Source organism: Janthinobacterium sp. PLB04 (assembly GCF_021165895.1).
GTDB classification, from domain to species: Bacteria; Pseudomonadota; Gammaproteobacteria; order Burkholderiales; family Burkholderiaceae_D; genus Janthinobacterium; species Janthinobacterium lividum.
The window spans coordinates 5,171,364-5,196,363 of the sequence record NZ_CP088968.1 but is presented as its reverse complement, the minus strand read 5'-3'; the positions used below and the strand labels follow the sequence as shown (position 1 = coordinate 5,196,363).

Here is a 25,000-nt window from a genome sequence, read left to right as displayed (position 1 = left end):
GCGGTACGCTTGACTGCGGGCGCGGGACGCCGCTGTGGTGCCGGCAGGATTTCCCTGGCCGCTAGCCGCAGACATCGGCCCTGTCGCGCACGGATTGCAGGGTGTACCCGCATGGCTGGCCGGAGTCCGTGTCGCTTGCCGCACCTGATCCCGCACGCCATGCCGATGGGCGGGATCAGGTGCGGGGCATTACATCAGGACATTCCCGCCGACTGAACTTTCCGGGTCAAAGGAAAATACGCGCAATTCTGGCGGCGAGTCTTCGCCGCGCATGATGCGTACGGTGATGACGAAAGACAATTCCCAGCGGCCGCTTGCATAGCCCACGTCCAGCGTATGTTTCCATTCCTGGCGGATATGATGCAGCGTTGGCGGTACGGTATCGCCCAGCAGTTGCTGGATTTCGAAGTCCAGTGGCAAGCTATAAGTGGCGCCTACGGCTTGCAGGAAGGGCGATGGCGGTGAGTAGATGGTAGGGACTTTCGGACCGATCTGCGTCAGTTGTGGCACGCTGATGATGCAACAATCGATGATCTGGAACGAGCTGAAGCCGCTCTCCTTGGAGCCGCAGCAAGTCACGTCGAGATAGACATGTTGTCCCTTCTGGAAGTGTACCCCGCCCATATAGGGGCCATGGCGTGGATCGGCCGTGCCGTCGCACGAGGTGAAGCTGTAGTCGAGCTGGTTGGTAATTTGATCTGCATCAAAATGCACGGATAACTTCATCCAAGGGCTTACAGGCGTCATGTTTTACGATCTCTTTTCAGGTTAATAATAAACTGCTGGTAGCGAGCATCTCGTCGCAGGTTCAACAGATCGGGGGCTGACTCGATCAGATTGAGGGGATAGCCAAGCGTGCTGGCTTGTTGCAGCGCAGCCAGCGCTTCTCCGCGCATATCCGTAAGTTCATACGTGAGGGCGGCGCGAAACTGCACGTCAGCCATTTCTGGGGCGAGACTAAGTGCGTGCTGCACGCCCAGTAGCGCGGCTTGCTTTTCTTCCGTGTAGGCCTGGTAAAGCGCCAGGCGCGAAATGACGGTGACATCGTTGGGTTTGCGTTCGACGATGGGCCGTAGCAGGGCGATGGCGCGCGCATAGGATTGTTTGGACGCCTGCATTTGCGCCGGAACCCAGCGTTGTGCATCGGCCAGATTGGCCCACAGCAAGTAGATGCCGGGACTGCCCTTGGTTTCGGATACGGCATTCTCAAACGCCTGCACGGCACCGAGATAGTCGCCCTTGGCAAACAGGGTTGTTCCTAGGTTGGTGTAAAGCTCCCAGTATGGAGCGATCTGTAAGCCTTGCTGCAAGACCTGTAGCGCTTCCACATCGCGATTCAGCCTTAACAGCGTGGCGTTGAGGAAGGCATAGGTGCTGGGGGAGTGGGGCGACATGGAAATACTTTTCCGGAAGCCTTGTTCGGCACGGGGGTAGTCTCCCTGCCTATACTGCATGACGCTAAGCAAGGTTACAAACACATGCTCGCCGGGATAGGCCGTCATGGCCTGGTCCAGTATGGACTTGGCCAGATCGAATTTATTGGTGGCGATCAGCACGCGTGCCTTGCAATACAAGCCGAGGAAACTGTTCGGTTCGAGATTCAGGGCGTTCGACGTCGCATGCAGCGCTTCGTCGCTCTTGCCCTGTATTTCATATACCCATGCTTGCGCGACATGCGCCAGTGCCAGTTGATTGTCTGCTTCCAGAGCCTGCCTGGCATTGATTTCAGCCCGATGTAGCCAGGTATCGTCGCGGCCCTCTCCTATATAGCGCAGGCTCGATGCGAGAGACAGCCCTGCGGCCGCCGCGGCATTATTGGGGTTGTGCTGTAACACAGTCGAGAAATGCGTGACAGCCTGTTTCTGGCTATTGTCCTGGTCAAACGTGCGCATGGCGTCCATGCCAGCCTTCATGGATCCCACTTCGGAGTACGGCAAGGTGCCATGGTGGTCACGCCAGGACATTATCAGCTCGGGGCCTTGCCATGCGGTAAGGCCCAGTACAAGGATGGCGCCAGCCGCCAGCAGGCTGCGCTTGAGCGGTAGTTGTAGGCGGATGGCAATCGAAGTCGGTGGTTTGACCGTTGGCGCATCGGCTACCGGTACTGCCTGTGTTACCGGTCCGTTTTGCCGCGCCTGTATGACGTCGCGCACATCGCGCATGGTGCGTGGCCGTTCCGCCGGGTCGTGCGCCGTCATCGCGCGCACGAGGGCGTTGATGGTGGGCGGGACGGTTTCCGGCAGGTCGGGCCAGGCTTCCGTTGCCTGCATGTGGGCGGCGGCCAGGGCCAGGCCGTTCAGGTGGGCGAAGTGGCGCTGGCCGGCCAGCATTTCGTACAGCATGGCGCCCAGGGCATATACGTCGCCGCGCGTGTCGGGCAGGCGGCCCATCAGGCGCTCGGGCGCCATGTAGGCAATCGTGCCCTGCAAGTCGCACAGGGTGGTCGTTTGCGTTGCTTGCGGGTCGATGTGGCGGGCCAGGCCGAAGTCGAGGATGCGCACCTTGCCGTTTGCCTCCAGCATCAGGTTCGACGGTTTCAGATCGCCGTGCACGAGGTCCATGGCGTGCGCCTCGTCCATGGCGTCGGCGATCTGGTAAGCGATGTCGAGCGCGGCTTGCAGGTCAGCCTTGCCGCTGTGCATGAACTGGCCCAAGGTCTGGCCTTCGACCAGTTCCATGACGATGGACTGGCTCGTGCCCTGGCCTTCGATGGCGAAAATGCGCACGAAGGCGGCATGCTTGAGCGAGGCGGCCAGGCGCGCTTCATTGATGAGTTTTTCCGGATGCAGCACGTCGGCTTGCGGTTTCAGGCGTTTCAGCGCCACGCTGCGGCACAGCTTGGCATCCCAGGCTTCGAATACATGGCCGAAACCGCCTTCGCCCAGCAAGCGGCGCACTTCATAGTGCCCGCTGATCGTGTCGTCTTGCAGTGGGGGCTGACGCAGGGAGTCGAGCAGTTCCATATACCTTGGCTTCAGAGTGCATCAACGTGGGCGTCCAGCATCGAAAAGGGCAATGCGATGTTTGAATGCTCAAGATGATTGATTTTGAGTAACTTCCTGATTTAAAACGATTGTTTAAAATAAGTCAATTAATATTGGCAAGGAGTGAACAAAAGTTGCTGGTCGAGGCCCTTGCGCATTTCTGCCGCGGCTTGCGCGGCTACCCCACGCAAGCATCGATGGCCGCGCCCAGCTTGTCGACGATCTCATCGACGTGGCTGGCGTCGATGATGTAGGGTGGCGCCAGCAGGATGTGGTCGCCATGCAGGCCATCGATGGTGCCGCCCATGGGGTAGCACATCAGTCCGTTGTGCATGGCTTGCGCCTTGATGCGCGCATGCAGGCGGCGGGCAGGGTCGAAAGGCTGCTTGCTGGCGCGCTCCTGCACCAGTTCCAGGCCCAGGAACAGGCCGCGGCCGCGGATGTCGCCCACGTGCGCATGGCCATCGAAACGCGCAAGCAGCCGCTCTTTCAGCAAGTTGCCCATGGCGCGCACGTTGAGCAGCAGACCGCGTTCCTCGATCTGCCGCTGCACGGCCAGGGCGGCGGCGCAGGCCGTGGCGTGGCCGATATACGTGTGGCCATGCTGGAAGAATCCCGTGCCGGCGCGGATGGTGTCGCGGATGTCCTTGGAGACCATCACGGCGCCGATGGGCTGGTAGCCGGCGCCCAGGCCCTTGGCGATGCAGATCAGGTCGGCCGTGATGCCTTCCTGCTCGCAGGCGAACAGGCTGCCCGTGCGCCCCATGCCGCACATGACTTCGTCGAGGATCAGCAGGATGCCATGGCGCTGGCAAATGTCGCGCATGTGCTGGAAGTAGCCGGCGACGGCGGGCAGGGCGCCGGCCGTGGCGCCGACGACGGGTTCGGCGATGAAGGCCATGACCTTGTCCGCGCCCAGCTCGGCGATAGTGTCTTCCAGTTCCTGGCCCAGGCGCGCCACGTAGTCGCCGTCCGTTTCATGGGCTGGCTGGTCGCGCCAGGCGTAGCAGGGAGAGACATGGGTCACGCCAATCAGCAGCGGTTCGAATTGCTGGCGGCGCCAGGCGTTGCCGCCCGTGGCCAGTGCGCCCAGTGTGTTGCCGTGGTAACTCTGGCGGCGCGCAATGACGTGGCGGCGCTGCGGCTGGCCCCGTTCCACGAAATACTGGCGCGCCATCTTGAGCGCGCTTTCCACCGCTTCCGAACCGCCCGAGACGAAATACACGCTGTCGATGCCGGCAGGCGCACGGGCGACGAGGAAATCGGCCAGCTGCTCCATCGGCTCGCTGGTGAAAAACGAGCTGTGCGCGTACGCCATCCTGGCAACCTGCTGCTGCACGGCCGCGATGACGGCCGCATCCGCATGGCCGAGGCAGGAGACGGCCGCGCCGCCGCAGGCGTCCAGGTAGCGCTTGCCGTCGGCGTCGATCAGGTAGGGACCATCGCCGCCCGTGGCGACGGGATAGCTGGCGGTCAAGCTGCGGTGGAAGACATGGCTCATGGCATCGCTTTCTTATCGGCAAGGGGAAGACCGATTATAGAAGGCGTTGCGCCATTTAACAACGTTTGATGTATTTGTTTTTAGTTTACACCATTTGATGTTTTTGCGTAGGCGCCCAGCGCCCGCAGCTGGCTTTCCGCCGCGCCGATGGCGGTGACGGCATCGGGCCCCGCGCGCGCCACCAGCAGTTCCACTAGGCTTTCGACGGCCGCGACGCCGGCCACGATGGAGGGAAAGAACGAGGGGCTGTCGACGGCGATGACGATGCTGGCATCGGCTTGCAGGGCCAGCGGCGACATGGGGCTGTCGCTGATGGCGACCAGCTGGCAACCAGCCCGGCGCGCGGTCTGCGCCACCAGCAGCGCTTCGCTGGAATAGGGCGCGAAGCTGACGACGACGACGGCTTCGTTTGCCTGCAGGGCGCGCAAGTCCATTTCCAGGGTGCCGCCCTGGCCGCTCAGCAGCTGCACGCTGGGGCGCAGCAAGCGGTACAGGTAGTGCAGGGTGTAGGCGATGGGGTGGGCGGCGCGAAAGCCGGCCACATGCACGCGGGGCGCCGCCTGCAGCAGGTTGGCGGCCGCGTCCAGGGCGGCGTGGTTGGCACTTTCCGTGGCGGCCAGGTTGCGCTGCTGCACCGTGAACACTTCGGTGACCAGGTTCCCGTCCTTGCCGGCCAGCGCGTCTGCCTTTGCCGCATAGCCGGCCGGTGCGGTGCGCAGGCGCTCGACGAAGATGGCTTTCAGTTCCGGCCAGCCGGCAAAGCCCAGCTGTTGCGCCAGGCGCACGAGGGCGGCCGACTGCACCTGCGCGCGCGCGGCGATGCTGCGCATCGATGAGACGGCCACTTCGTCCGGATGGTCGGCCAGGTAGCGGGCGCCGGCCTGGAATTGCGGGCTCAGTTCCGCATGGCGCGCCTTGATCAGGTCCATCAGTGCCGCATAGGAGTCGTGGGGTGTCGCTGCCTGCATCGCCGTGCCTCATGTGATCGGTTGCGGCGATGGTACAGGATTCGTCAGCGCGCCGGTAGCGGCAAGCCTTGCGCCAGTGCGGCCGTGCGCGGGCGCAGGCGTGCAAACAGGTGCGGCCCGGCCGGTTTGCGGCGCGGTCCCGTCGTCAGCACGCGCAGGGCGGTGGGCAGCGGCACGTCGTGGCAGTGCAAAAACAGGGCGGCGGCGCCCGTGCCGGCCATTTCCTGCAAGGCCAGCGCATGCTCGACCAGCGCCGCCGTGCGCATGTCGAGCCGCACCGGGATGTCGGGTTGAAATAACTGTGTGTCGACGTGCCGTGCATTGCGCATGCTGTCCCCGCCGGGTTCGCTAGTCAAGCTGCCAGCATAAAAGCCCCCGGCGGCGCCATTTTGCGTTAAATCAATTCCACTGTCGGATAGATTCCGCAAAGCAAAAAAACGCCAACCGTTGCCGGCTGGCGCTGAAACCCTCGCAAGGAAGAAAGAATATGTATTGCAATGACGTTTCGACGCCTGACAAAACCATCGCCGGCCGCAAAGCGCGCCGCGCGGCCGGTTTGGTCAGGTGTTGCTGCCGGTCCTAAAAACGTCCAGGGCTAGGCGCGGCAACAACGCCCTGGGCGTTTTTAGTAGCTCCAGCGGACCGACAATCCGACGACCTTGTCGTAGCGCCGCACATCGCGCACATAGTCCGGCGTGTCGTGGTAGTCGCGGTAGGTCGAGTCGAGCAGGTTGTTCGCGTCCAAAGTCACCGTGGTGTTCGGGTTGAGCTTGTACGAGACCGACGCGTCCAGGGTCTTGGTTGGCGCGACGGTCAGGTGGATGCCCTTGCCGCGGTAGTTGTAGTCGTCGACGTACTTGTCGCGCCAGCTGTAGGCCAGGCGCGCCGACCACGGTCCCTGTTCGTACAGGCCGACGATATTGGCCGACCATTTCGACATGCCCGTGAACGGATGCACGCTGCCATTCAATTCTTCCAGCTCGCCCGTCATGTACGTGGCGTTCGCTTGCAGGCCGAGGCCGCTCATCCAGCCTGGCAGTTTGTCGTAGAATTGCTGGTAAGCCATTTCCACGCCTTGCAGATGGCCCTTCGAGGTGTTGCGCGGACGCGTGATGTCGTACTCGATGCCGCCATACGTTTCCTTGGCCGAACCGGACAGGATGTAATTCTTGAAGTTGTGGCGGAACACGGTGGCCGTGACGGAACCCGTTTGCGCGAAATACCATTCCAGCGCCACGTCGAGGTTCTTGCCTTCCACGGGTTTGAGGTCGGGATTGCCGCCGTTGCCCGTCGGGCGCACCATCTCCAGGCTCTGGCCCAGAGTCACGCCGGGGTTGAAGTCGGCGAAGTTCGGGCGCTGCACGGCCTTGCCTGCCGTCATGCGGGCGATCAGGTCCTGGCGCAGCATGGCTTTCAGGGTCATGCTGGGCAGCACGTCCGTATCCGAAGTCTTCACGCGTACGGGCGTGATGATGCCGTTTTGCGAGGAATTGCCTTGCAAGTCCTGCTTGGTCTGCACCACGCGCACGCCCAGGGTGCCATCGACCGGTACTTGCGCCAGGTCAAAGCCGATGCGCGCCTTGCCGTAGACGGCATTGGTTTTTTCCACATCCTTGAAGTGGGTCATCGGATCGTCCGGGCTGCGCTCGCTGCTGCCCGTAAACAGCTGGCGCAAGGTATCCGTGTTGTTGAGCATGAAGTCGCGGCATGGCGTGAGCCAGCTTTGCAGGCCGAAATTGCCCGTGTTCTTGTGCGAAGTGCAGGCCAGGCCGGGCAGGGCGTCGGCAGTCATGACCGACGTCAGTCCGCCTTGCACGTTCTTTTCGCGTATGGATTCCGCCTTGCGCTTGGCCAGGCGCACGCCGCCCGAGAATTCGCGGAAGAAGCCCGTGCTGTCCATGTCGTAGGTCACGTCGCCGCGCCAGTCGGTCGAGCTGCCTTCATCGTGGCTGTGATTGTCGTAGAAGCCGAGCAGGGTGTAGTTCTTCGGATCCGTCATGTTGTAGCCGGGGTAGCTGATCTGCGCGCCGCCGTTGACGTTGGTGCTGCCGATCACGCTGGTCGGATGGGCGAGGAAGTCGAGGATGGGAAATTCGCGCTCGAAGTTGCTGACCGTGCGCGCCAGTTCCGTGGTGGCGCGCAGCTGCGGCGTGATATCCCAGCGCGCGCCGATGGCGCCTTGCGAACCGATCGAGCGGTCGCGCCGCGCCTGGGTCGAGCCCAGCGTGAACGGCGACCATGGGCCGTCGATCTTGCCCACCGTGGCCGCCTGATTGGTGCCGGGGATCAGCGTGATGTCCGGGTTCTGGCCCCAAGGCAGGGAACCGACGAAGAACTGGCTGTCGAACGCGTGCTTGATCAGGGTCGACATGCCTTCCGCATACACTTCCACCTGCGAGTTCGGGCGCCACTGGAAGGCGGCATTCGCCGCATAGCGCTTGCGGTCGCCCACGGTCGGGATCATGCCGACGGAATCGGGACCCGTAATATTGCCCGCTTCGGGGCGCTTGACGGGTTCGGCATTCCAGATCGTCTCGTCATAGTATTTGCCGCGCTGGTAGGACAGGCCGAGCAGTGCGCCGAACTCGCCGTATGGGGTCTTCCAGCGGTTCGAGACCATGCCGCTGACGTTCGGGTCCGTCGAGCCGGATTTGTCGCGGTGCTCGGCGCGCACGTTGCCCGATGCCGTAAAGCCCTTGAAGTCGAAGGGGCGGTTGGTGCGCACGTCGATCACGCCGGCCGTGCCGCCTTCGACCATGTCGGCGCCCTGCGATTTGTACACGTCCACGCGCTGCAGCATGGCCGTCGGGATGTCGGCCAGGTACAGGCTGCGGCCCACGGAGGTGAACATTTCGCGGCCGTTGAGCAAGGTCACCACGCCGGGCAAGCCGCGGATGATGACGGTACCCGCTTCGCCGCCTTCGCGGCGGATCTGCACGCCCGTCACGCGGCCGAGGATTTCGGCCACGTTCTTGTCGGGGAATTTGCCGATTTCATCGGCGACGATGGAATCGACCACCTGGTCGTTGTTTTTCTTGATCGTCTGTGCGCTTTGCGCCGCGCGACGCACACCGGTGACGGCGACGACGGCGATGCCGGCATTGTCGGCCGCCGGTGCTGCTGCCGGTGCCGTTTCTTCCACTGGCGTGTCCACGGCGGGCACCTGTTGCGCCCAGACGGAAGCGCTGCTCAGCAGGCCTGCGCCGGCCAGGGCGGCCACCGTGGCCTTCAAGGTCAACCGTGTGTTTTGTCGGGACGTGCGGGTGCCCGTTGCCATCAATTGCTTCATCTTGTCTCCACCTGTATTTTAGTTATGTTGAGAACGCTGCGGCAGTCGCCGCCAGAGCTGGAACTTGCTCAGAAACATGGTAGGTGGGAATGACTTTGCCCCACAAATGACTTCTTTTTCGATGTCAATACCAATTCCGGTATCCCTGCTGCATTCATGCGCCCTGGCGGCCGCCGTGCGTTGTCGAACCTGGCGCCTGCGCGTTGCGGGCGCTCCACAGGAAGTGTCAGGCGGCGCAGGACGCGGTGGTTTGCGCCAGCCAGGCCATGAAGTGCGCCTGCGGCATGGGGCGGGCAAAGTAATACCCTTGCAATTCATCGCAGCCGGCATGACGCAGCACGTCGGCATCGGCCGCGCTTTCCACGCCTTCGGCGGTGACCGTCAGACCCAGGGTATGGCCAAGGCCGATGATGGTTTTCGTCACCGCCAGATTCTGCGGCGAACCGTGGATGTCCTGCACGAAGCTCATGTCGATTTTCAGCTTGTCGAGCGGGAAGCGGCACAGATAGTTCAGGCTCGAATAGCCGGTGCCGAAATCGTCGATCGACAGCGCAAACCCCAGTGCCTTGATGGCGTGCAGGGTGGCGATGGTGTCGTCCACGTTGTCCATCAGGATGGACTCGGTCAGCTCGAATTCGATCTGTCCCGGCGTGACGGGAAATTCGCGCAGCACTTCGCGCAAGGTGGCCACCAGGCCGCCGCTCTTCAACTGGATGGCCGACAGGTTGATCGACACGGCGATGTCGCCCGCGCCCGCTTCGCGCCAGGCCACTTGCTGGCGGCACGCCTCGCGGATGACCCACGCGCCGATGGAGACGATCAGGCCCGATTCCTCGGCGGCGGGGATGAAGCTGTCGGGCGCGATCAGGCCGTGCTGCGGATGCTGCCAGCGGATCAGGCTTTCCACGCCATTCAGGCGGCTGCTTTTCGCATCGATGCGCGGCTGGTAGTACAGCACCAGTTCCTGCCGTTCGATGGCGTGACGCAGATCGCTTTCCAGGTGCAACTGCTGCAACTGCTGCTCCTGCATCTGCGGCGTGAACATGCGCGCGTGATCGCGTCCGCCGCTCTTGGCCTGGTACATGGCCGCATCGGCGTGGCGCATCAGGGTATCCATGTCGCCGCCGTGGTCCGGATAGATGGCCACGCCCACGCTGCACGAGACATACAGCTCGTTGCCTTCCACCTGGTGCGGCTGGCGCATGGCCGGTATCAGCCGCGTGTCAAGCAGGGCGGCGATGGATGCGGCGTCGCCGATGCCATTGAGGATGACGACGAATTCATCGCCGCCCAGGCGGCTGACGGTATCGCCTTCGCGCACCAGCTGCAGCAGGCGCGCCGACACCGATTGCAGCAGCGCGTCGCCCACGTGGTGGCCCAGCGCGTCGTTGACGTGCTTGAAGCGGTCCAGGTCGACGAACAGCACGCCCACCTTTTCGCCGCTGCGGCGCGCCTGCGCGATGGCTGCCGCCAGGCGCAGTTTCGACACGTGGCGGTTCGCCAGTCCTGTCAGCGCGTCGTGGTGGGCCATGTGCTCGATCTGCCGCTCGCTGGCCTTGCGTTCGCTGATATCGAGCGAACTGGCGATGAAATGCGTGGTGACGCCATCGAGGTCGCGCACGGCGTTCATCACCAGCCAGGCGGGATAGCTTTCCAGCGACTTGCGCTGCACCCGGATCTCGCCCTGCCAGTAGCCGCGCCGCGCCAGGGTCCGGCGCAGGCTGTCGAGCTGCTCGGGACTGTTGTCGGGTGCGAGCAAAAAGGCCGGGCGCTTGCCGATCAGCTCCACCATGTCGTACAGCGAATGGCGGCGGAAGGCCTGGTTGACGGTGATGATGCGCATGCCGGCGTCCATCACGATCAGGCTTTCGGCGGACGCCTCGAAGACCTTGGCCCACAGTTCCAGGCGCGACTCCATCAGCTTCATCTTGTTGATCGGCGTGAAGGTCGACAGCACGGCGCGCTGGCCCTGGTAGTCGATCAGGCGCGCGGAAATCAGGGCCCACGTTGGCGTGCCGCTGCCGCTCCAGCACACTTCGAATTCATCGACGGCGCCCAGGTCGCTCAAGCGCTGGAAGAAGCGCGAACGGGCTTGCGGACTCATGCCGCCCACCCACGGGTCCAGTTCCAGGCCGCCCTGCCACGCGTGCGCGGCCTGGTTCGCGTGCAGCACCTGGTGATGGGGGATCGAGGTGACCATCAGCGGGATGGGAATGGCGTCGACCAGCTGGCGCTGCGCATCGGCCGCGCTGGCGCTGGCCACCAGTTCCTGCTGCGCCATGCGCTGGAAATCGAGCTGCTGCAGCATGGTATTGAAGGCGCTGACCAGGCGCCCCGTTTCGTCTTCGCTGTCCCACACGGCGCGCAGGCTATGGTCGCCCGTTTCGCGCACTTCCTGCGCCACGCGCGCCAGGCGGCGGATGGGCAGGGCGATCTGGCGCGCGACGAAAAACACCAGGCCCAATATCATTACCAGCAGCAGCACGGCCGTGCCCAGGTGCAGCCACATGCGCGTAAAGAAGCCGTCCACGCGCAGCTGGATCAGGCGGTGCAGTTCGCCTTCCGCTTCGCGCCAGGCATGCAGCAGGGCCGCAGAGGCGGCTGCATCGTGGCGCAGCAGCGCGGCGCCGCCAGCGGCACGGACAGGCGCGCCGGCCAGCGCCTGGGTGCTGGCGCGAAACTGCGCCACGGCTTGCTGCAGTGCCGCGCGCGAGCCGTCCAGGTGCTGGCGCAGCAGCGGCGTGCTGGCCGCGAACGCCTCCGTGTAGTCGCTGCCGATGCCGCCCATGGTGGCGTCCATGCGCCCTTCCAGGATCAGGAACTGGGTTTGCAGGCGCTGGCGCTGCGCGCCTTCGGCCGTCGCCAGTTGCAGGGCCAGGGCGCGCGTGCTGTTGATCACTTCCAGCAGTTCCGGAAAGCGCAGGATCACCAGCGACATGGTGTAGTAGCTGTCCAGGTCCGGGTCGAGGATCAGGTTCGACTGGTTGCCTACGCGCGTGAGCAGTGCGCGTCCGGCAACGAAGGCGGGCGAGGGCGCGATGCCGTCGTCCGGCGCAAAGGTCGTACTGCCGGACTGGCGCAGCAGGGTGGAAAATTCCCTGCTCAATTCCGCGCTGCGCATATCGCTGCCGAACTGGCGCTCGGCCAGTTCGATGCCAGCTGCCGATCCGGCTGCATCGGCTTGCGCGCGTGCCAGGGGCAGCAGCGCATCGCGGATCGCGGCGATATAGTCGTTGCCCGCCATCTCCTTGCGCGAGAAATCGATGGCGATGTATTTTTCGTTGATGAGGATGCCGGAAATGAAGATGACGGCGGACAGGTCGAGCAAATAGATCAGCGCCAGTTTGCGCCCCACCGTCAATTTCCCGATCATGCGCGAGATTCTGCCCACCATGCGTGCCCCACCTTCTTGTCAGCCCATTTATGTTTTCTTATGAGCAATTTCCATGCCTGAATTTACAAGCTTGCAAGGGGGCTTTTGCACCATGCGGGTGCGGGCAGGGAGGCGGCGCGCGCGCATAAAAAAGGGCGGCCCGCAGGCCGCCCTTGTGCGCGATGATACTGCGCTTATGCTTCGGCGACGCGCTTGGCGATGTGCGCCAGCGCTTCTTCCACCTGGTCGATCAGGATCAGGCACAGATCGCCTTCGTTCAAGCGCGCCAGGGCCTTGTCGATGGCGACGAATTCGCCGTTGATTTCATCGATATGGCTGGTGCGCTTGGCGCCGTCCAAACCCTGGCGCAGCAGCGCCACGACTTCGCCGTCTGCGCGGCCGCGCTGGCATTGATCCTGGTACAGCAGCACATCGTCGAAGGCGGCGCCGAGGATTTCCGTCTGCTGGCGGATGTCTTCGTCGCGGCGGTCGCCGGCGCCGCTGATGACCACCGAGCGGCGCTTGGCCGGCATGCTTTCCACGGCTTGCACCAGCGCCAGGATGGCGTCCGGATTGTGGCCGTAGTCGGCGATCAGCGTGGCTCCACGATAATCGAAGACGTTGAAGCGGCCCGGCGCATTGTCGGCTTCATTGGCAAAGGTTTTCAGGCCCAGCGCGATGGTTTTCCAGTCCAGGCCTACGGCCCAGGCGGCGGCCAGCGACGCCATGACGTTGTCGACCTGGAAGCCGATGGCGCCGTTGCGCGTGATCGGCACCTGCGACAGGGCGATTTCGTGGCGTTCCTTGCCCTGCGCCGCGACCAGCTTGCCGTCTTCCACGTACACCACGCGGTTGCCCTGTGCGCGGTGCGTGGCCATCACGGGATGCGTCTTGTCGGCGGCGAAGAAGGTCACCGTGCCGCTGCAATTCTTGGCCATGCGCGCCACGGCGGGGTCGGTGGCGTTCAAGACTGCCACGCCGCTGTCGGCCACGTTCTGCACGATCACGCGCTTCAGGACCGCCAGGTCTTCCACGGTGGTGATGTAGTTCAGGCCCAGGTGGTCGCCGGCGCCGATGTTGGTCACCACGGCGACCTGGCAGCGGTCGAAGGCCAGGCCTTCGCGCAGCATGCCGCCGCGCGCCGTTTCGAACACGGCCGCGTCCACGTCCGGGTGCAGCAGCACGTTGCGCGCGCTGCGCGGGCCGCTGCAGTCGCCGCTGTCGATCTGGCGTCCTTCGATATACACGCCATCCGTGTTGGTCATGCCCGTGCGCAGGCCGGAAGCCGTCAGCAGGTGGGCGATCAGGCGCACGGTGGTGGTCTTGCCGTTGGTGCCCGTGACGGCGACGACGGGGATGCGGCCATCGTCGCCTTCGGCGAACATGGCGGCGATGATGGCTTCGCCCACGGGACGCGGCTTGCCGAACGACGGCGCCAGGTGCATGCGCAGGCCCGGCGCGGCGTTCACTTCCACGATGCCGGCGTTCTGCTCTTCCAGCGGTTTCAAGATGCTTTCGGAGACGACGTCCACGCCGCAGATGTCCAGGCCCACCATGTGCGCGGCCGCGACGGCGCGCGCCGCCACTTCCGGGTGCACGTCGACGGTGACGTCGGTGGCCGAGCCGCCCGTCGACAGGTTGGCGTTATTGCGCAAGATCACGCGCTGGCCCACGGGCGGCACGGATTCGGCCACATAGCCCTGCTTGGCCAGGCTGGCCAGGGCGATGTCGTCGAAGCGGATTTTCGTCAGCGAGGTGGCGTGGCCGCTGCCGCGGCGCGGATCCAGGTTGACCTGGTCGACCAGTTCGCGCACCGTGTGCTGGCCGTCGCCCACCACTTGCGGCGGGTCGCGGCGGGCGGCTGCCACCATCTTGTTGCCGATGACGAGCAAACGGAAATCGTGGCCCGGCAGATAGCGCTCGACGAGGATATCGTCGCGGAATTCCTGCGCCGCGAGGAAGCCGGCCGTCAGTTGTTCGCGCGTGGTGACATTGACGGTCACGCCCTTGCCCTGGTTGCCGTCCTTCGGCTTGACGACGACAGGCAGGCCGATCTCGCATGCGGCGGCCCAGGCATCGTCCGCGTCGACGGCGACGCGCCCGTGCGGCACCGGCACGCCGGCAGAATCCAGCAGTTTTTTCGTCAGTTCCTTGTCCTGCGCGATGGCTTCGGCAATCGCGCTGGTGCCGTCCATTTCGGCGGCCTGGATCTTGCGCTGCTTGCTGCCCCAGCCGAACGTCACCAGGCTGCCTTCGGTCAGGCGGCGGAACGGGATGTTGCGGGCCACGGCGGCGTTGACGATGGCGCCTGTCGATGGGCCCAGGCGCACGTCTTCATCGAGTTCCTGCAACTGGTGCAGCGCGCCGGCCAGGTCGAACGGCGCATCGTCGAGCGCGGCCTGGCACAGCTGCTGCGCCAGTTCCAGCGCCAGGCGGCCGACGGCTTCTTCCGAGTATTCGACGACGACCTGGAAGATGCCCGTTTCCAGGGTCGGCGTAGTGCGGCTGAAGGTGACGGGGCAGCCGGCTTGCGCCTGCAGGCCCAGCGCCGCCAGTTCCAGCACTTGCGCCATCGGCGCGGCGTTGTAATTGCCCAGCGGTTGCAGCGGGCTCAGTTGCGGAAAGCGCGCGCGCAGGCGGGCTTCGAAGCCGGGCAGCTGGGCGATGTCGAGTTCCTGCGTGGTGCAGGAAACAATGGCTTCCACGGCGGTGTCGTGGCTCCAGAGGTTAGGGCCCCGCAAGGCCCGTACGCGAGATACTTCCATAATTAAACCGTAATCCTGTTGTGTTCTTGTGGGCCCGGCCTTCATGGCCGGGCTTGAGTGCTGCTTTGCCTGTGCTGTCAGTTGCCGATGCAGCCGGGGGCCGCGTCGAAGGTGCGCAGTCCGGCGCAAATCAGATCGACGGGCAGGTTCAGGGCCCAGGCGGCCGCCGCGACGGCCAGCACGCTGTCGACATTGCCGGCCGTGGCCGGTTTCAGCAGGTCCAGGCACAGCAAGACCGTTTCGATGCCGCCTTCGGCCAGCACGATGTGGTTGCCGCGCACGAATACGGCGCGCTGGCCGGCGGCCAGTTGCGCCGCGATGGCGGCCAGGCTGCCATCCTGCGCATACAGGGTCACCGTGCCGTCGCACAGCTCGGCCAGTTCCAGCACGTGCGCGTTGGCGGCATTGAGCACGGCCACGCCCGTCGGCACCACCACGTCGACCTGGCTGCGCACGGCCTTGTACAGGCCCGCTTCGTCCAGCACGTCGAAATCCTTGACGCTATCGAGGCTGCCCATGTCCGTGACGACGCCGATCTGGCACTTGTCGTAAGCCAGGCCTTCGGCCAGGATCATGCGCGGATTGCTCTCGAACAGGGCCGTCTGCACGGTGCGGTTGAGCAGCAGGCGCTGGCCCGCATCCCAGTTCACGCAATCGCTGCTGACGACTCTGCGCTGGTCCAGATACATGCCTTCGCTGCAGACGGCGCCCGTGTGCAGGCCCGACAGGTTGAGCAGCTTGCACAGCATGCGCACGATCAGGCTGGCGCTGCGCGTGCCCGTCACGCCGATCAGCGGAATGCGGCCCGTTTCCTCAGGCGCGAACAGATGGTCGACGATGGCCGCGCCGACAGGGCGGGGCTGGCCCACGCCCGGCTTGATGTGCGCCAGCAGGCCAGGGCTGGCATTGACTTCGATGATGGCGCCGCGCTGCTCTTCCAGCGGACGCGTGATGTCGGTGGTGACCAGGTCGATGCCGGCGATATCCAGGCCAACCACGCGCGCGGCCAGCAGGGCCGCATGCACGACGGAGGGATGCACGTCGTCCGTGACGTCGATGGCCACGTTGCCGTTCGGCTGGATCAGCACTTTCTGGCCCGCCTGCGGCACGGACAGGGCGGTCATGCCCTGGCGCTGCAGTTCCAGCACGATTTCGCCCGATTCATGCGGCTTGACGGTACCCAGCGGGAAATCCTCGCCTTCGCCGCGGCGCGGATCGGTATTGATCTGCGTGTTGACCAGTTCCAGCACGGTGGAGACGCCGTCGCCGTCGACCCACAAGGATTCGCCCTTGGCGGCCGCGATCAGCTTGTTGCCGACCACGAGCAGACGGTGTTCATCGCCCGTGATGAAGCTTTCCACCAGCACGGCCGAGCTGTCGCCCTTGCGCGCTGCCAGTTCGTAGGCTGCCTTCACGTCCGCTTCCGTCATCAGGTTCAGGGACACGCCGCGGCCATGGTTGCCGTCATAGGGTTTGACGACGACGGGCACGCCGATGTCCTGCGCTTCTTCCCAGGCCGCTTCGGCGCTGCGTACCAGGCTGCCTTCGGGGACGCGCACGCCGCACGATTTGAGCAGGAATTTGGTGAGATCCTTGTCGCTGGCGATGCCTTCGGCGATCGCGCTGGTGCGGTCCGTTTCGGCCGTCCAGATGCGGCGCTGCGCGGCGCCGTGGCCCAGTTGCACGAGGTTGCCGTCGTTCAGGCGCAGCGAAGGGATGCCGCGTTCGGTGGCCGCATCGACGATGCTGGCCGTGCTCGGGCCCAGGCAGCGCGCGTCGACCATGTCGCGCAGGGGCGCCAGGGCCGCTTCCAGGTCGTAGGTTTCATCGTTGATGGCAGCCATCAGCAGTTCGCGCGCGGCGGCCAGGGCTGCGCGGCCCACGTGCTCTTCGCGCGTGCGGAAGGCCATCTTGTAGACGCCGCGCTGGCTGGTCGAGCGCGTCTGGCCGAAGCCCGTGCGCATGCCTGCCAGGTTTTGCAGTTCCAATACGACGTGTTCGAGGATGTGGGCCGACCACGTGCCTTCGCGCAGGCGCTCGAAAAAGCCGCCCCGTTCGCCCACGCCGCAGCGGTGCTCGATCATGCCGGGCAGCCACGCCACCAGGCGCTCGTACAGGCCGGGCAGGGTATTCGATGGATAGTCTTCCAGTTCGCCGATGTCGACCCAGGCTTCAATCACCGGGCGGTAAGTCCAGATGTTGGGGCCGCGCAAGTGGGTGACGCGGGCAAATTCGATGTTCTTCTTCTTGATCATGTAAGTGGTTTCTTGATAACAAGCCAGGCGTCTGGGCGCCAGATACTTTATGTTGGCTCTACAGAGTCTTTTCAGGCTCGTGCTTGGTTCTTTATCCCGGGTATGCGCAGTGTGCCACTTTTAGCGGCCTCTTGTCGCGTTTGCTTCTCGTATTCTGCTGGTGTTGTCATTCTAATTGTTACTAATTGTTGCCATACTTGTTATAAAGATACCGACTCTGGGCTAAGCTGGAGCATTTGCGCAACAGCGGGCTGTTGTATACTTGCCGCTGGTCGATGGCCGCTCATTTTTTTGCTCCGTTTTGCCATCATTCCTTACCGGCAGGCATCCATTCGATACAATACAGGAAATTGCCACTGGTGCATCTGCCTCGCCATCGCGCAGTACACAAACATTGATCGGGCGTCTGCCCCATCCCCCAAATCCCGCCCTGAAGGGCTTGGCCTCGAGCCGGAGTATGCTTTACGATGACAACTGAACTGAGTGTTCCTGCAACAACTATTCCCTTCACTTCGCTGCCGGAACACTGGCTGGCGGAAGTGGAAAGCAACCTTTCTCCAGGGGAGAACGTTTTAAGTAGCGTTGAGGTTGACCTCGATGCGCGATTACGTTTCACAAAAGGCATAATTGTTGTCACAGAGAAGCGTTTACTGGCCCGCTCCCCGGGCGATACCGTCTGGAAAAGCTGGTCTTTCCGCCCCGGACTGCGCCTGACGCACCATGACCACGCCGGTGTCGGCCACCTGGAACTGTTTGACGACCACGGCCGCCTGGCGTCGTGGCGTTTCACTTTGGGCCAGAACCTGCATGCGATCCGCGTGCTGGAACAGTTCGTCGAGCGCCTCGACAGCCACCTGACGGGCCAGCCCGTGCTGGAAGCGGAGCAGGAAGTGTGCCCCAGCTGCAAGGCGCCCTTGGAACCGGAGCAGGAAGAATGCCCGATCTGCGCCAAGGTACTGCACACGCCGCCATCGACCTGGACCCTGTTCCGCCTGTGGCGCTTCGCCCATCCCTACCGTGGCCAGCTGGCCCTGGGCTTCATGCTGATGCTGCTGAGTACGGCCGCGCACATGATTCCGCCCTACCTGACGGCGCCGCTGATGGACAATGTGCTGATCCCGTATCAGAACGGCAAGCATATCGACCCCTGGCTGGTGGTGTACTACATGAGCGGATTGCTCGGTTCGGCCCTGCTGGCCTGGCTGCTGGGCTGGGGCAAGACCTATGTGCTGGCCCTGGTGTCCGAACGCATGGGCGCCGACTTGCGCTCGGCCACCTATGAACACCTGATGAAGCTGTCGCTGGAATTTTTCGGCGGCAAGCGCACGGGCGACCTGATGGCGCGCATCGGCAGCGGCAGCGACCGCATCTGCGTCTTCCTGTCGCTGCATTTGCTCGATTTTGCTTCCGACGTGCTGATGATCATCATGACAGGCGTGATCCTGTGGTCGATGAATCCGTGGCTGGCCATCATGACCCTGGCGCCGCTGCCCTTCATCGCCTGGATGATCCACCTGGTGCGGGACCGCTTGCGCACGGGCTTTGAAAAGATCGACCGCGTGTGGAGCGAAGTGACCAACGTGCTGGCCGATACCATCCCCGGCATCCGCGTCGTGAAGGCGTTTGCGCAGGAAAAACGCGAAGCGGCCCGCTTCCGCGACGCCAACGCGCACAACCTTGCCGTCAACGACAAGCTGAACAAGGTTTGGTCGCTGTTCTCGCCTACGGTTTCCTTCCTGACGGAGATGGGCTTGCTGGTCATCTGGTGCTTCGGCATCTGGCAATTGTCGCGCGGCGAAATCACCGTCGGCGTGCTGACCGCCTTCATCGCCTACAGCACGCGTTTCTATGGCCGCCTCGATTCCATGAGCCGCATCGTCTCCGTGACGCAGAAATCGGCGTCCGCCGCCAAGCGCATCTTCGACATCCTCGACCACGTGTCGAGCGTGCCGGAACCGGCGCAGCCCGTCAAACTGGACAAGATCGAAGGACGCATCGATTTGCGCGAAGTCGGTTTCCGTTATGGCAACCGGGCCGTCAACCGCGGCATCACCCTGAACATCAAGGCGGGCGAGATGATCGGCCTGGTGGGACACAGCGGTTCGGGCAAGAGCACGCTGGTCAACCTGATTTGCCGTTTTTATGACGTGTCGGAAGGCGCGATCTTGCTCGATGGCGTCGACATCCGCTCGTTCGCCGTGTCCGACTACCGCCGCAACATCGGCCTGGTGCTGCAGGAGCCGTTCCTGTTCTTCGGCACCATCGCGGAAAATATCGCCTATGGCAAGCCGCACGCGACGCGCCAGGAGATCATCGCCGCCGCGCGCGCCGCGCATGCGCACGAATTCATCCTGCGCTTGCCGCAAGGCTACGATTCGATGGTGGGCGAGCGTGGTCAGGGCTTGTCCGGCGGCGAACGCCAGCGCATCTCGATTGCCCGCGCCCTGTTGATCGACCCGCGCATCCTGATCATGGATGAAGCAACATCGTCGGTCGACTCGGAAACAGAGAAGGAAATCCAGAAGGCGCTGGACAACCTGGTGCAGGGCCGCACGACGATCGCCATCGCGCACAGGCTGTCGACCCTGCACCGGGCCGACCGCCTGGTGGTGCTGGACCGCGGCCAGGTCGTCGAAGTGGGCAGTCACGATGAACTGATGGCGAAAGAGGGCGCCTATTTCCGCCTCTACGAAGCACAGGCGCGCAACAACGAACTCGCCCTGGATGACAAGGAATAAGCATGGCCAGTACAACTTTTACATTAAGCCGCGACACCTTCGGCAAGCTGGTGATGACGGACGGGGACGGCCAGGTCTTTGAGGGCGTGGCGCCCGTGCGCGCCTTCCCCATCCAGTCACCCGACGAAGGCATTTCGCTGGTGCTGGGCAATGGCAAGGAAGTGGCGTGGATCGACCGCATCGACGCCTTGCCGGAACCGGCGCGCAGCCTGCTGCAGGAAGAGCTGGAAGGGCGCGAATTCATGCCCGAGATCGCGCGCGTGAAAAGCGTCAGCAGCTTCGCCACGCCATGCACCTGGCATGTCGATACGGACCGGGGCGAGACGCAATTCGTGCTGAAAGGCGAGGAAGACATCCGCCGCATCGGCGCCACTTCGCTGCTGATCGCCGATAACCACGGCATTCACTTTTTGATCCGCGACATGTTCGGTATCGACAAGAACACGCGCAAGATACTCGACCGCTTCCTGTAGGCGCCAGAGCTGTCCGAAAGCCGCTGCCTGCAGCGGCTTTTTTTTCGCCTGCCGGACATGAAAAAAGCCGCATAAGAATGCGGCTTTCGAGGGCAGTACCGGCAGCCCGTTTCAGGCCGCCGGGGATTGCGCTACATTACATGAACTTGTAGCCTGCGCCGATGTAGAAGTAACGGCCACGCACGTTATACAACTGGGCAAAGCCCAGGGTGCCGTACTGGTTGCCTGCGCCCATGATGCTAAACGGCGGCATTTTGTCGAACAGGTTCTTGATGCCGGCCGTGAAGGTCAGGTTTTTCATCGCCACGTACTGGCCCGTCAGATCCACTTCGGTGTGCGAAGGAATCGTGCGGGTGCCAGGCTTGATTTCGTCGCGGCGCAAGTCCGAGTCGATCATGTCGCCTGTCGTGCGGATCACCAGGGAGCCGGACATATTGTCCTTTTCCAGGCTGGCCGTGAACGTGTTGCGGTACTTCGGATTCATGAACGTCTTCAGCGTGCTTTGCACCGGATCGGTTTCCGTATCCTGCGTTTCCATGCGGGTGTAGATGGTGGACGCATTGCGGATCGTGAATTTGCCGAACATCGTTTGCGGCGAGGTGTAGCGCAGGTCCGTATCGAAACCGCGCACTTCGGTGGTGGCCAGGTTCTGGTTGTTCAGCAGGATGCGGGCGTCGCCATTCTTGATTTCGACGTTGCCGCGCTCGATGGCCTTCAGTTCCGACAGAGTGCCGATCTCGTTCTTCTTGTCGATCTTGAAGTAATCGATGCTGACCGTCAGCGAGTTCACTGGCGAGAACACCATGCCCAGGTTGTAGGTCTTGCCCGTTTCCGGTTTCAAGTCCTTGTTGGAGCCGGAGACCTGGTAGTAGGAGAAGTTGGTACAGTTACCCGAGATCGAAGGGAAGGCATTGCAGACTTCCTTGTCGTTCGTCGTGTAGGCGCCCGCATCGACGCCGCCGAACATCTGTTTCAGCGATGGCGCCAGGTAGCTGCCCGCATACGAGCCGCGGAACATCAGGTTGTTCAGCGGTTGGTAGCGCAAGGCCAGTTTCGGGCTGGTCTTGCTGCCGACATTCGAGATGTCGTCATAGCGCACGGCGACCTGTGCTTCGACGTTTTTCAGGAATGGAATCGACAGTTCGCCGAAGATGCCCTTGGAATTGCGGTCCGCCTTGACGGCAGCCTGCTGGATGCTGCCGAAGACCACGCCATCGATCTGGTTCTGGTCGGGCTGGTCGCTCAGCGTTTCCTTGTTGTACGACACGCCGACGGCGTAAGCCATCGCGCCGCCTGCCAGGTCCATGATCGGCGCGGAAGCCTTGGCGTTAAAGAAGGTCAGTTCCGACTTGCCGGCGCGCGTAGGCGTCAGGCGGATCTTGTCGACGGCTGCCTGCGCGTTGTCGGTACGGGTCGGGTCGATCGAGCCATTCTCGATCGCTTCGTTGAACAGATCGTAGTGCGCGTAGTTCGAATCGCGGTTGGTAGCCTTGCTCACGCCCTTGCCGATGGCTACATCCCAGTCGATGCCGCGCGTCGTGCCTTCCAGGCCCGTCGAGAACTGGGTCATTGTGCCCTTGCGGTTGGTCTTGCGCGGACCCATCTGCATGAAGCGGCCGGCAACAGTCTTGCCGTTGACCTGGAAATTGCCAGGTGCGGCCTGGGATTCGAAGTCATCCTTGCTTTCGGAATACGTAAATTCCGCAAACGCGCGGATGCTGTCGCTGATTTTCAGGCTGCCGATCAGCATGCCGCTGGCGCGGTCGGCGCCATTGGTCGAGGTCAGCAACGTCTTGTTGACGTCGAAACGGCAGGAGCCGGCGCTCAGGTCACCCGGTGGGCATGGCACCAGGGTGCCGCCGCCGGCGATATTGCCGCTAGGATGGAAGCCGCTGCGGCCATCGGGACCACCAAAACGGCGGAAGTCGGCCGAACGGGTCAGGTCGCGGTCCTTGCGGTAGATCGGATCGCGCTTGAACACGTCGACCGTGGCCAGCACGTTGAAGCCTTGGGTGTCATAGTCGCCAAAACCGTAGACGAGGTTGGCCGTCTTTTCCTTGGCGTCCGAGCGCGAGCTTTGGCCGTAGCTGGTTTTCGCTTCCAGGCCCTGGTAGTTCTTTTTGGTGATGAAGTTCATCACGCCGGCCACCGCATCGGCGCCATAAATGGCCGAACCGCCGTCTTTCAGGATTTCAATGCGTTCCAGCGCGCTCAGCGGGATGGCGTTGACGTCGACCGCGGCACCCGCGCCCGAACCGTCAGCCAGCGCATTGGTCGGCAAGCGGCGGCCGTTCAACAGGATCAGCACGTTGCGCTCGCTCAAGCCGCGCATCTTGATGTTGGTAGTACCGGAGCCGGAAGGTGAGCTGGCGCTCAGTTCGCCCTGGTCATTGATGTCGATGGAGGCCAGGTTGCGTACCAGCTCGGCGACGCTGGTGGCGCCCGTGCGCTCGATATCTTTCTTGCTGTAAATTTCCACTGGCGCGGCCGTTTCGGCATCCACGCGCTTGATGGCGGAGCCGGTCACGACCACGCGTTGCAGCTTCTCCTCGCCAGCCTTGGCTTCCTGTGCCTGGGCTGCCTGGTGCATGAAACCGGCGCCCATCATCAAGGTGCCTGCGAACATCATGCGCAAGGATTTGCTTAATTTCTTTTCAATCATTGTCTGTCCTCCAACTAGGAAACTTTAGTTTCCTTAGGGTTTTATTTAGCCATTTGAAATTATTTTCAAAATTACCATGTTTACAAATTTGATAGATTAAATTTGCAATTCATCAGACCATTTTTTGATCTTGGCTGTCAAGAACTGCCGAGAATTTGTGCATGTGCATGGCAGCGACCAGAGTGAAAGCGGATGAATTTTATTTGCGAGGAGCAGGAAAGTGTCAAATTTCAATTGTTAATTAAATTAAATTTTCCAATTGGAAAAAATGTCGTTGAAAGTTTGGTGTTTGCGAGGTGCCTGTCTAGACAGCTGTTGTTTTTTTGTGACGATATGGACGCCCGATAACGGTGGTGCAAACGGCGTTGCCGGGGCAGGGCAGCGGGCAAAAAAAAGCCGCCCGGCAAGGGCGGCTGACGTGGCGCATGGCGGGTGTTACTGGAACGCGACCTCGGCAAAACTGCGCAATTTCCGGCTGTGCAACCGGTCCACGCCCTGGCGGCGCAGCAGTTCCACGGCGCGGATGCCGATGCGCAGATGCTGGTCGACCCGCTCGCGGTAGAAGTGATTGGCCATGCCGGGCAGCTTGATTTCGCCGTGCAGCGGCTTGTCGCTCACGCACAGCAGGGTGCCGTAGGGGACGCGGAAGCGGAAGCCGTTGGCGGCGATCGTCGCGCTTTCCATGTCCAGCGCGATGGCGCGGCTCTGGCTGAAACGGCGCTCCGGCGTGCGCTGCGGCAGCAGTTCCCAGTTGCGGTTGTCCGTGCTGGCCACGGTCCCCGTGCGCATGATGTGTTTCAGATCGTGCCCCGTCAGCTGGGTGATTTCAGCCACGGCCGTTTGCAGCGCCTGCTGGATTTCCGCCAGCGGCGGGATCGGCACCCACAGCGGCAAGTCTTCGTCGAGCACATGGTCTTCGCGCACATACGCATGCGCCAGCACATAGTCGCCTAGGCTTTGCGTAGTGCGCAAGCCCGCGCAATGGCCGAGCATCAGCCAGGCGTGCGGGCGCAGCACGGCGATATGGTCGGTGATGGTCTTGGCATTGGCGGGACCGACGCCGATATTGACCATGGTGATGCCGCTGCCGTCCGCGCGCAGCAGGTGGTAGGCGGGCATCTGCGGCAGGCGCGGCGGCGCGGCGCCCAGCGCATCCTCGCTTTCGACCGTCTGGCCGACCCGGCGCGTGACGACGTTGCCCGGTTCGACGAAGGCGATATAGCCATCGTCGTCCGATGGCGCGGCCGCATCGGGTGCGCGGTCCATCATGGCGTGGCCCAGGCGGATGAATTCATCGATGTAGAACTGGTAATTGGTAAACAGGACGAAGTTCTGGAAATGCTGCGGCGACGTGCCGCTGTAGTGGCGCAGGCGCTGCAGCGAGTAATCCACGCGCGGCCCCGTGAACAGCGACAGCGGCTGCGCTTCGCCATGCGCCGGTTCGTGCGTGCCGTTGGCGATGCCGTCGTCCATGGCCGACAGGTCGGGCAGGTCGAACAGGTCGCGCATGGCCAGGCGGCGGCCCGCATCCATATTGCCTTCGATATGGTCATGCTCGGCGAACGAGAAATGCACGGGAATGGGCTGGGCGCTCACGCCCACTTCCAGGTGCACCTTCTGGCCGCTGTTATGGTTTTTCAGCAGCAGGGTGAACTGGTCGAGGTAATAATCGCCGAACAGGTCGGGGCGCGTCAGGGTGGTTTCAAACACGCCGGGGCCGGCGACAAAACCGTAGGCCAGCGGCGAGTCGGCGCGCGCCACGGTGTCCGTCTGGATGCGCACGAAGGGGTAGCAGGCGCGCACTCTTTCGTGCATGTCTTCGCCGGCGACAAAGCGCTGCAGCGCATCGCGCAAGTGTTCGATGCTGCTGCGGTAGATGGCTTGCACTTGTTCCAGCGCCAGGCGTGGATCGTCGAAGCGGGAGGAGGCGATGAAGGGGGGCGTAAGCAAGCGGATTCTCCTTGTGGCGGTTCGTGCATACCATTGTAAGGC

13 protein-coding genes are annotated in these 25,000 nt (G+C 63.1%); 2 read left to right on the top strand and 11 right to left on the bottom strand.

Annotated features, from left to right (window positions below):
- Nucleotides 1-189: 189 nt before the first annotated feature.
- The 9 genes from LSO07_RS22920 to LSO07_RS22880 form a co-directional block, all read right to left on the bottom strand.
- Nucleotides 190-747 (bottom strand): hypothetical protein, encoded by a 558-nt coding sequence (locus LSO07_RS22920; RefSeq protein ID WP_139091538.1) that lies wholly within the window; start codon nucleotides 745-747, stop codon nucleotides 190-192.
- Entirely contained in the window at nucleotides 744-2,963 is a 2,220-nt protein-coding gene (locus LSO07_RS22915) for a serine/threonine-protein kinase (protein ID WP_151096650.1), read from the bottom strand. Before LSO07_RS22915 ends, LSO07_RS22920 begins: the two co-directional genes overlap by 4 nt.
- A 199-nt stretch (nucleotides 2,964-3,162) precedes the next feature.
- A complete protein-coding gene (locus LSO07_RS22910) occupies nucleotides 3,163-4,485 on the bottom strand; it encodes an aspartate aminotransferase family protein (protein ID WP_151096649.1) in 1,323 nt (440 codons plus the stop codon).
- An 80-nt stretch (nucleotides 4,486-4,565) separates the two neighbouring features.
- The gene (locus LSO07_RS22905) at nucleotides 4,566-5,453 is read right to left on the bottom strand and encodes a MurR/RpiR family transcriptional regulator (protein ID WP_151096648.1); all 888 of its coding nucleotides are present in this window, start codon (nucleotides 5,451-5,453) and stop codon (nucleotides 4,566-4,568) included.
- A 44-nt stretch (nucleotides 5,454-5,497) separates the two neighbouring features.
- The gene (locus tag LSO07_RS22900; RefSeq protein WP_070281185.1) at nucleotides 5,498-5,782 is read right to left on the bottom strand and encodes a hypothetical protein; all 285 of its coding nucleotides are present in this window, start codon (nucleotides 5,780-5,782) and stop codon (nucleotides 5,498-5,500) included.
- A gap of 296 nt (nucleotides 5,783-6,078) precedes the next feature.
- Nucleotides 6,079-8,742 (bottom strand): TonB-dependent receptor, encoded by a 2,664-nt coding sequence (locus LSO07_RS22895; protein ID WP_225317396.1) that lies wholly within the window; start codon nucleotides 8,740-8,742, stop codon nucleotides 6,079-6,081.
- A gap of 226 nt (nucleotides 8,743-8,968) precedes the next feature.
- On the bottom strand, nucleotides 8,969-12,115 hold the full coding sequence (locus tag LSO07_RS22890) for an EAL domain-containing protein (RefSeq protein ID WP_225317395.1): 3,147 nt from the start codon (nucleotides 12,113-12,115) through the stop codon (nucleotides 8,969-8,971).
- A gap of 194 nt (nucleotides 12,116-12,309) precedes the next feature.
- Nucleotides 12,310-14,880 (bottom strand): cyanophycin synthetase, encoded by a 2,571-nt coding sequence (cphA, locus tag LSO07_RS22885; protein WP_070281178.1) that lies wholly within the window; start codon nucleotides 14,878-14,880, stop codon nucleotides 12,310-12,312.
- Between the two features lie 77 nt (nucleotides 14,881-14,957).
- Nucleotides 14,958-17,135 carry a cyanophycin synthetase gene (locus LSO07_RS22880; protein WP_151096646.1) on the bottom strand — a complete coding sequence of 726 codons (2,178 nt, stop codon included), beginning with the start codon at nucleotides 17,133-17,135 and terminating at the stop codon, nucleotides 14,958-14,960.
- 467 nt (nucleotides 17,136-17,602) lie between these two features.
- Here LSO07_RS22880 and LSO07_RS22875 point away from each other — a divergent pair, with 467 nt between their 5' ends.
- Together LSO07_RS22875 and LSO07_RS22870 are read left to right on the top strand one after the other, a co-directional pair.
- Complete coding sequence (locus LSO07_RS22875) at nucleotides 17,603-19,873, top strand: cyanophycin metabolism-associated ABC transporter (protein WP_151096645.1); 2,271 nt, start codon at nucleotides 17,603-17,605, stop codon at nucleotides 19,871-19,873.
- A 2-nt stretch (nucleotides 19,874-19,875) separates the two neighbouring features.
- Nucleotides 19,876-20,346 carry a cyanophycin metabolism-associated DUF1854 family protein gene (locus LSO07_RS22870; protein ID WP_151096644.1) on the top strand — a complete coding sequence of 157 codons (471 nt, stop codon included), beginning with the start codon at nucleotides 19,876-19,878 and terminating at the stop codon, nucleotides 20,344-20,346.
- A gap of 136 nt (nucleotides 20,347-20,482) precedes the next feature.
- On the opposite strand, the gene LSO07_RS22865 is transcribed toward LSO07_RS22870, so the two are convergent.
- Nucleotides 20,483-23,008 (bottom strand): TonB-dependent receptor, encoded by a 2,526-nt coding sequence (locus LSO07_RS22865; RefSeq protein WP_151096643.1) that lies wholly within the window; start codon nucleotides 23,006-23,008, stop codon nucleotides 20,483-20,485.
- A gap of 435 nt (nucleotides 23,009-23,443) precedes the next feature.
- Nucleotides 23,444-24,958 carry an AMP nucleosidase gene (locus tag LSO07_RS22860; protein ID WP_034750639.1) on the bottom strand — a complete coding sequence of 505 codons (1,515 nt, stop codon included), beginning with the start codon at nucleotides 24,956-24,958 and terminating at the stop codon, nucleotides 23,444-23,446.
- Nucleotides 24,959-25,000 lie beyond the last annotated feature (42 nt).

Coding starts and splice junctions, on each gene's coding strand:
- LSO07_RS22920 (WP_139091538.1), bottom strand. CDS start 747: ATGACGCCTGTAAGCCCTTGGATGAAGTTATCCGTGCATTTTGATGCA.
- LSO07_RS22915 (WP_151096650.1), bottom strand. CDS start 2,963: ATGGAACTGCTCGACTCCCTGCGTCAGCCCCCACTGCAAGACGACACG.
- LSO07_RS22910 (WP_151096649.1), bottom strand. CDS start 4,485: ATGAGCCATGTCTTCCACCGCAGCTTGACCGCCAGCTATCCCGTCGCC.
- LSO07_RS22905 (WP_151096648.1), bottom strand. CDS start 5,453: ATGCAGGCAGCGACACCCCACGACTCCTATGCGGCACTGATGGACCTG.
- LSO07_RS22900 (WP_070281185.1), bottom strand. CDS start 5,782: ATGCGCAATGCACGGCACGTCGACACACAGTTATTTCAACCCGACATC.
- LSO07_RS22895 (WP_225317396.1), bottom strand. CDS start 8,742: ATGAAGCAATTGATGGCAACGGGCACCCGCACGTCCCGACAAAACACA.
- LSO07_RS22890 (WP_225317395.1), bottom strand. CDS start 12,115: ATGATCGGGAAATTGACGGTGGGGCGCAAACTGGCGCTGATCTATTTG.
- cphA (WP_070281178.1), bottom strand. CDS start 14,880: ATGGAAGTATCTCGCGTACGGGCCTTGCGGGGCCCTAACCTCTGGAGC.
- LSO07_RS22880 (WP_151096646.1), bottom strand. CDS start 17,135: ATGATCAAGAAGAAGAACATCGAATTTGCCCGCGTCACCCACTTGCGC.
- LSO07_RS22875 (WP_151096645.1), top strand. CDS start 17,603: ATGACAACTGAACTGAGTGTTCCTGCAACAACTATTCCCTTCACTTCG.
- LSO07_RS22870 (WP_151096644.1), top strand. CDS start 19,876: ATGGCCAGTACAACTTTTACATTAAGCCGCGACACCTTCGGCAAGCTG.
- LSO07_RS22865 (WP_151096643.1), bottom strand. CDS start 23,008: ATGATTGAAAAGAAATTAAGCAAATCCTTGCGCATGATGTTCGCAGGC.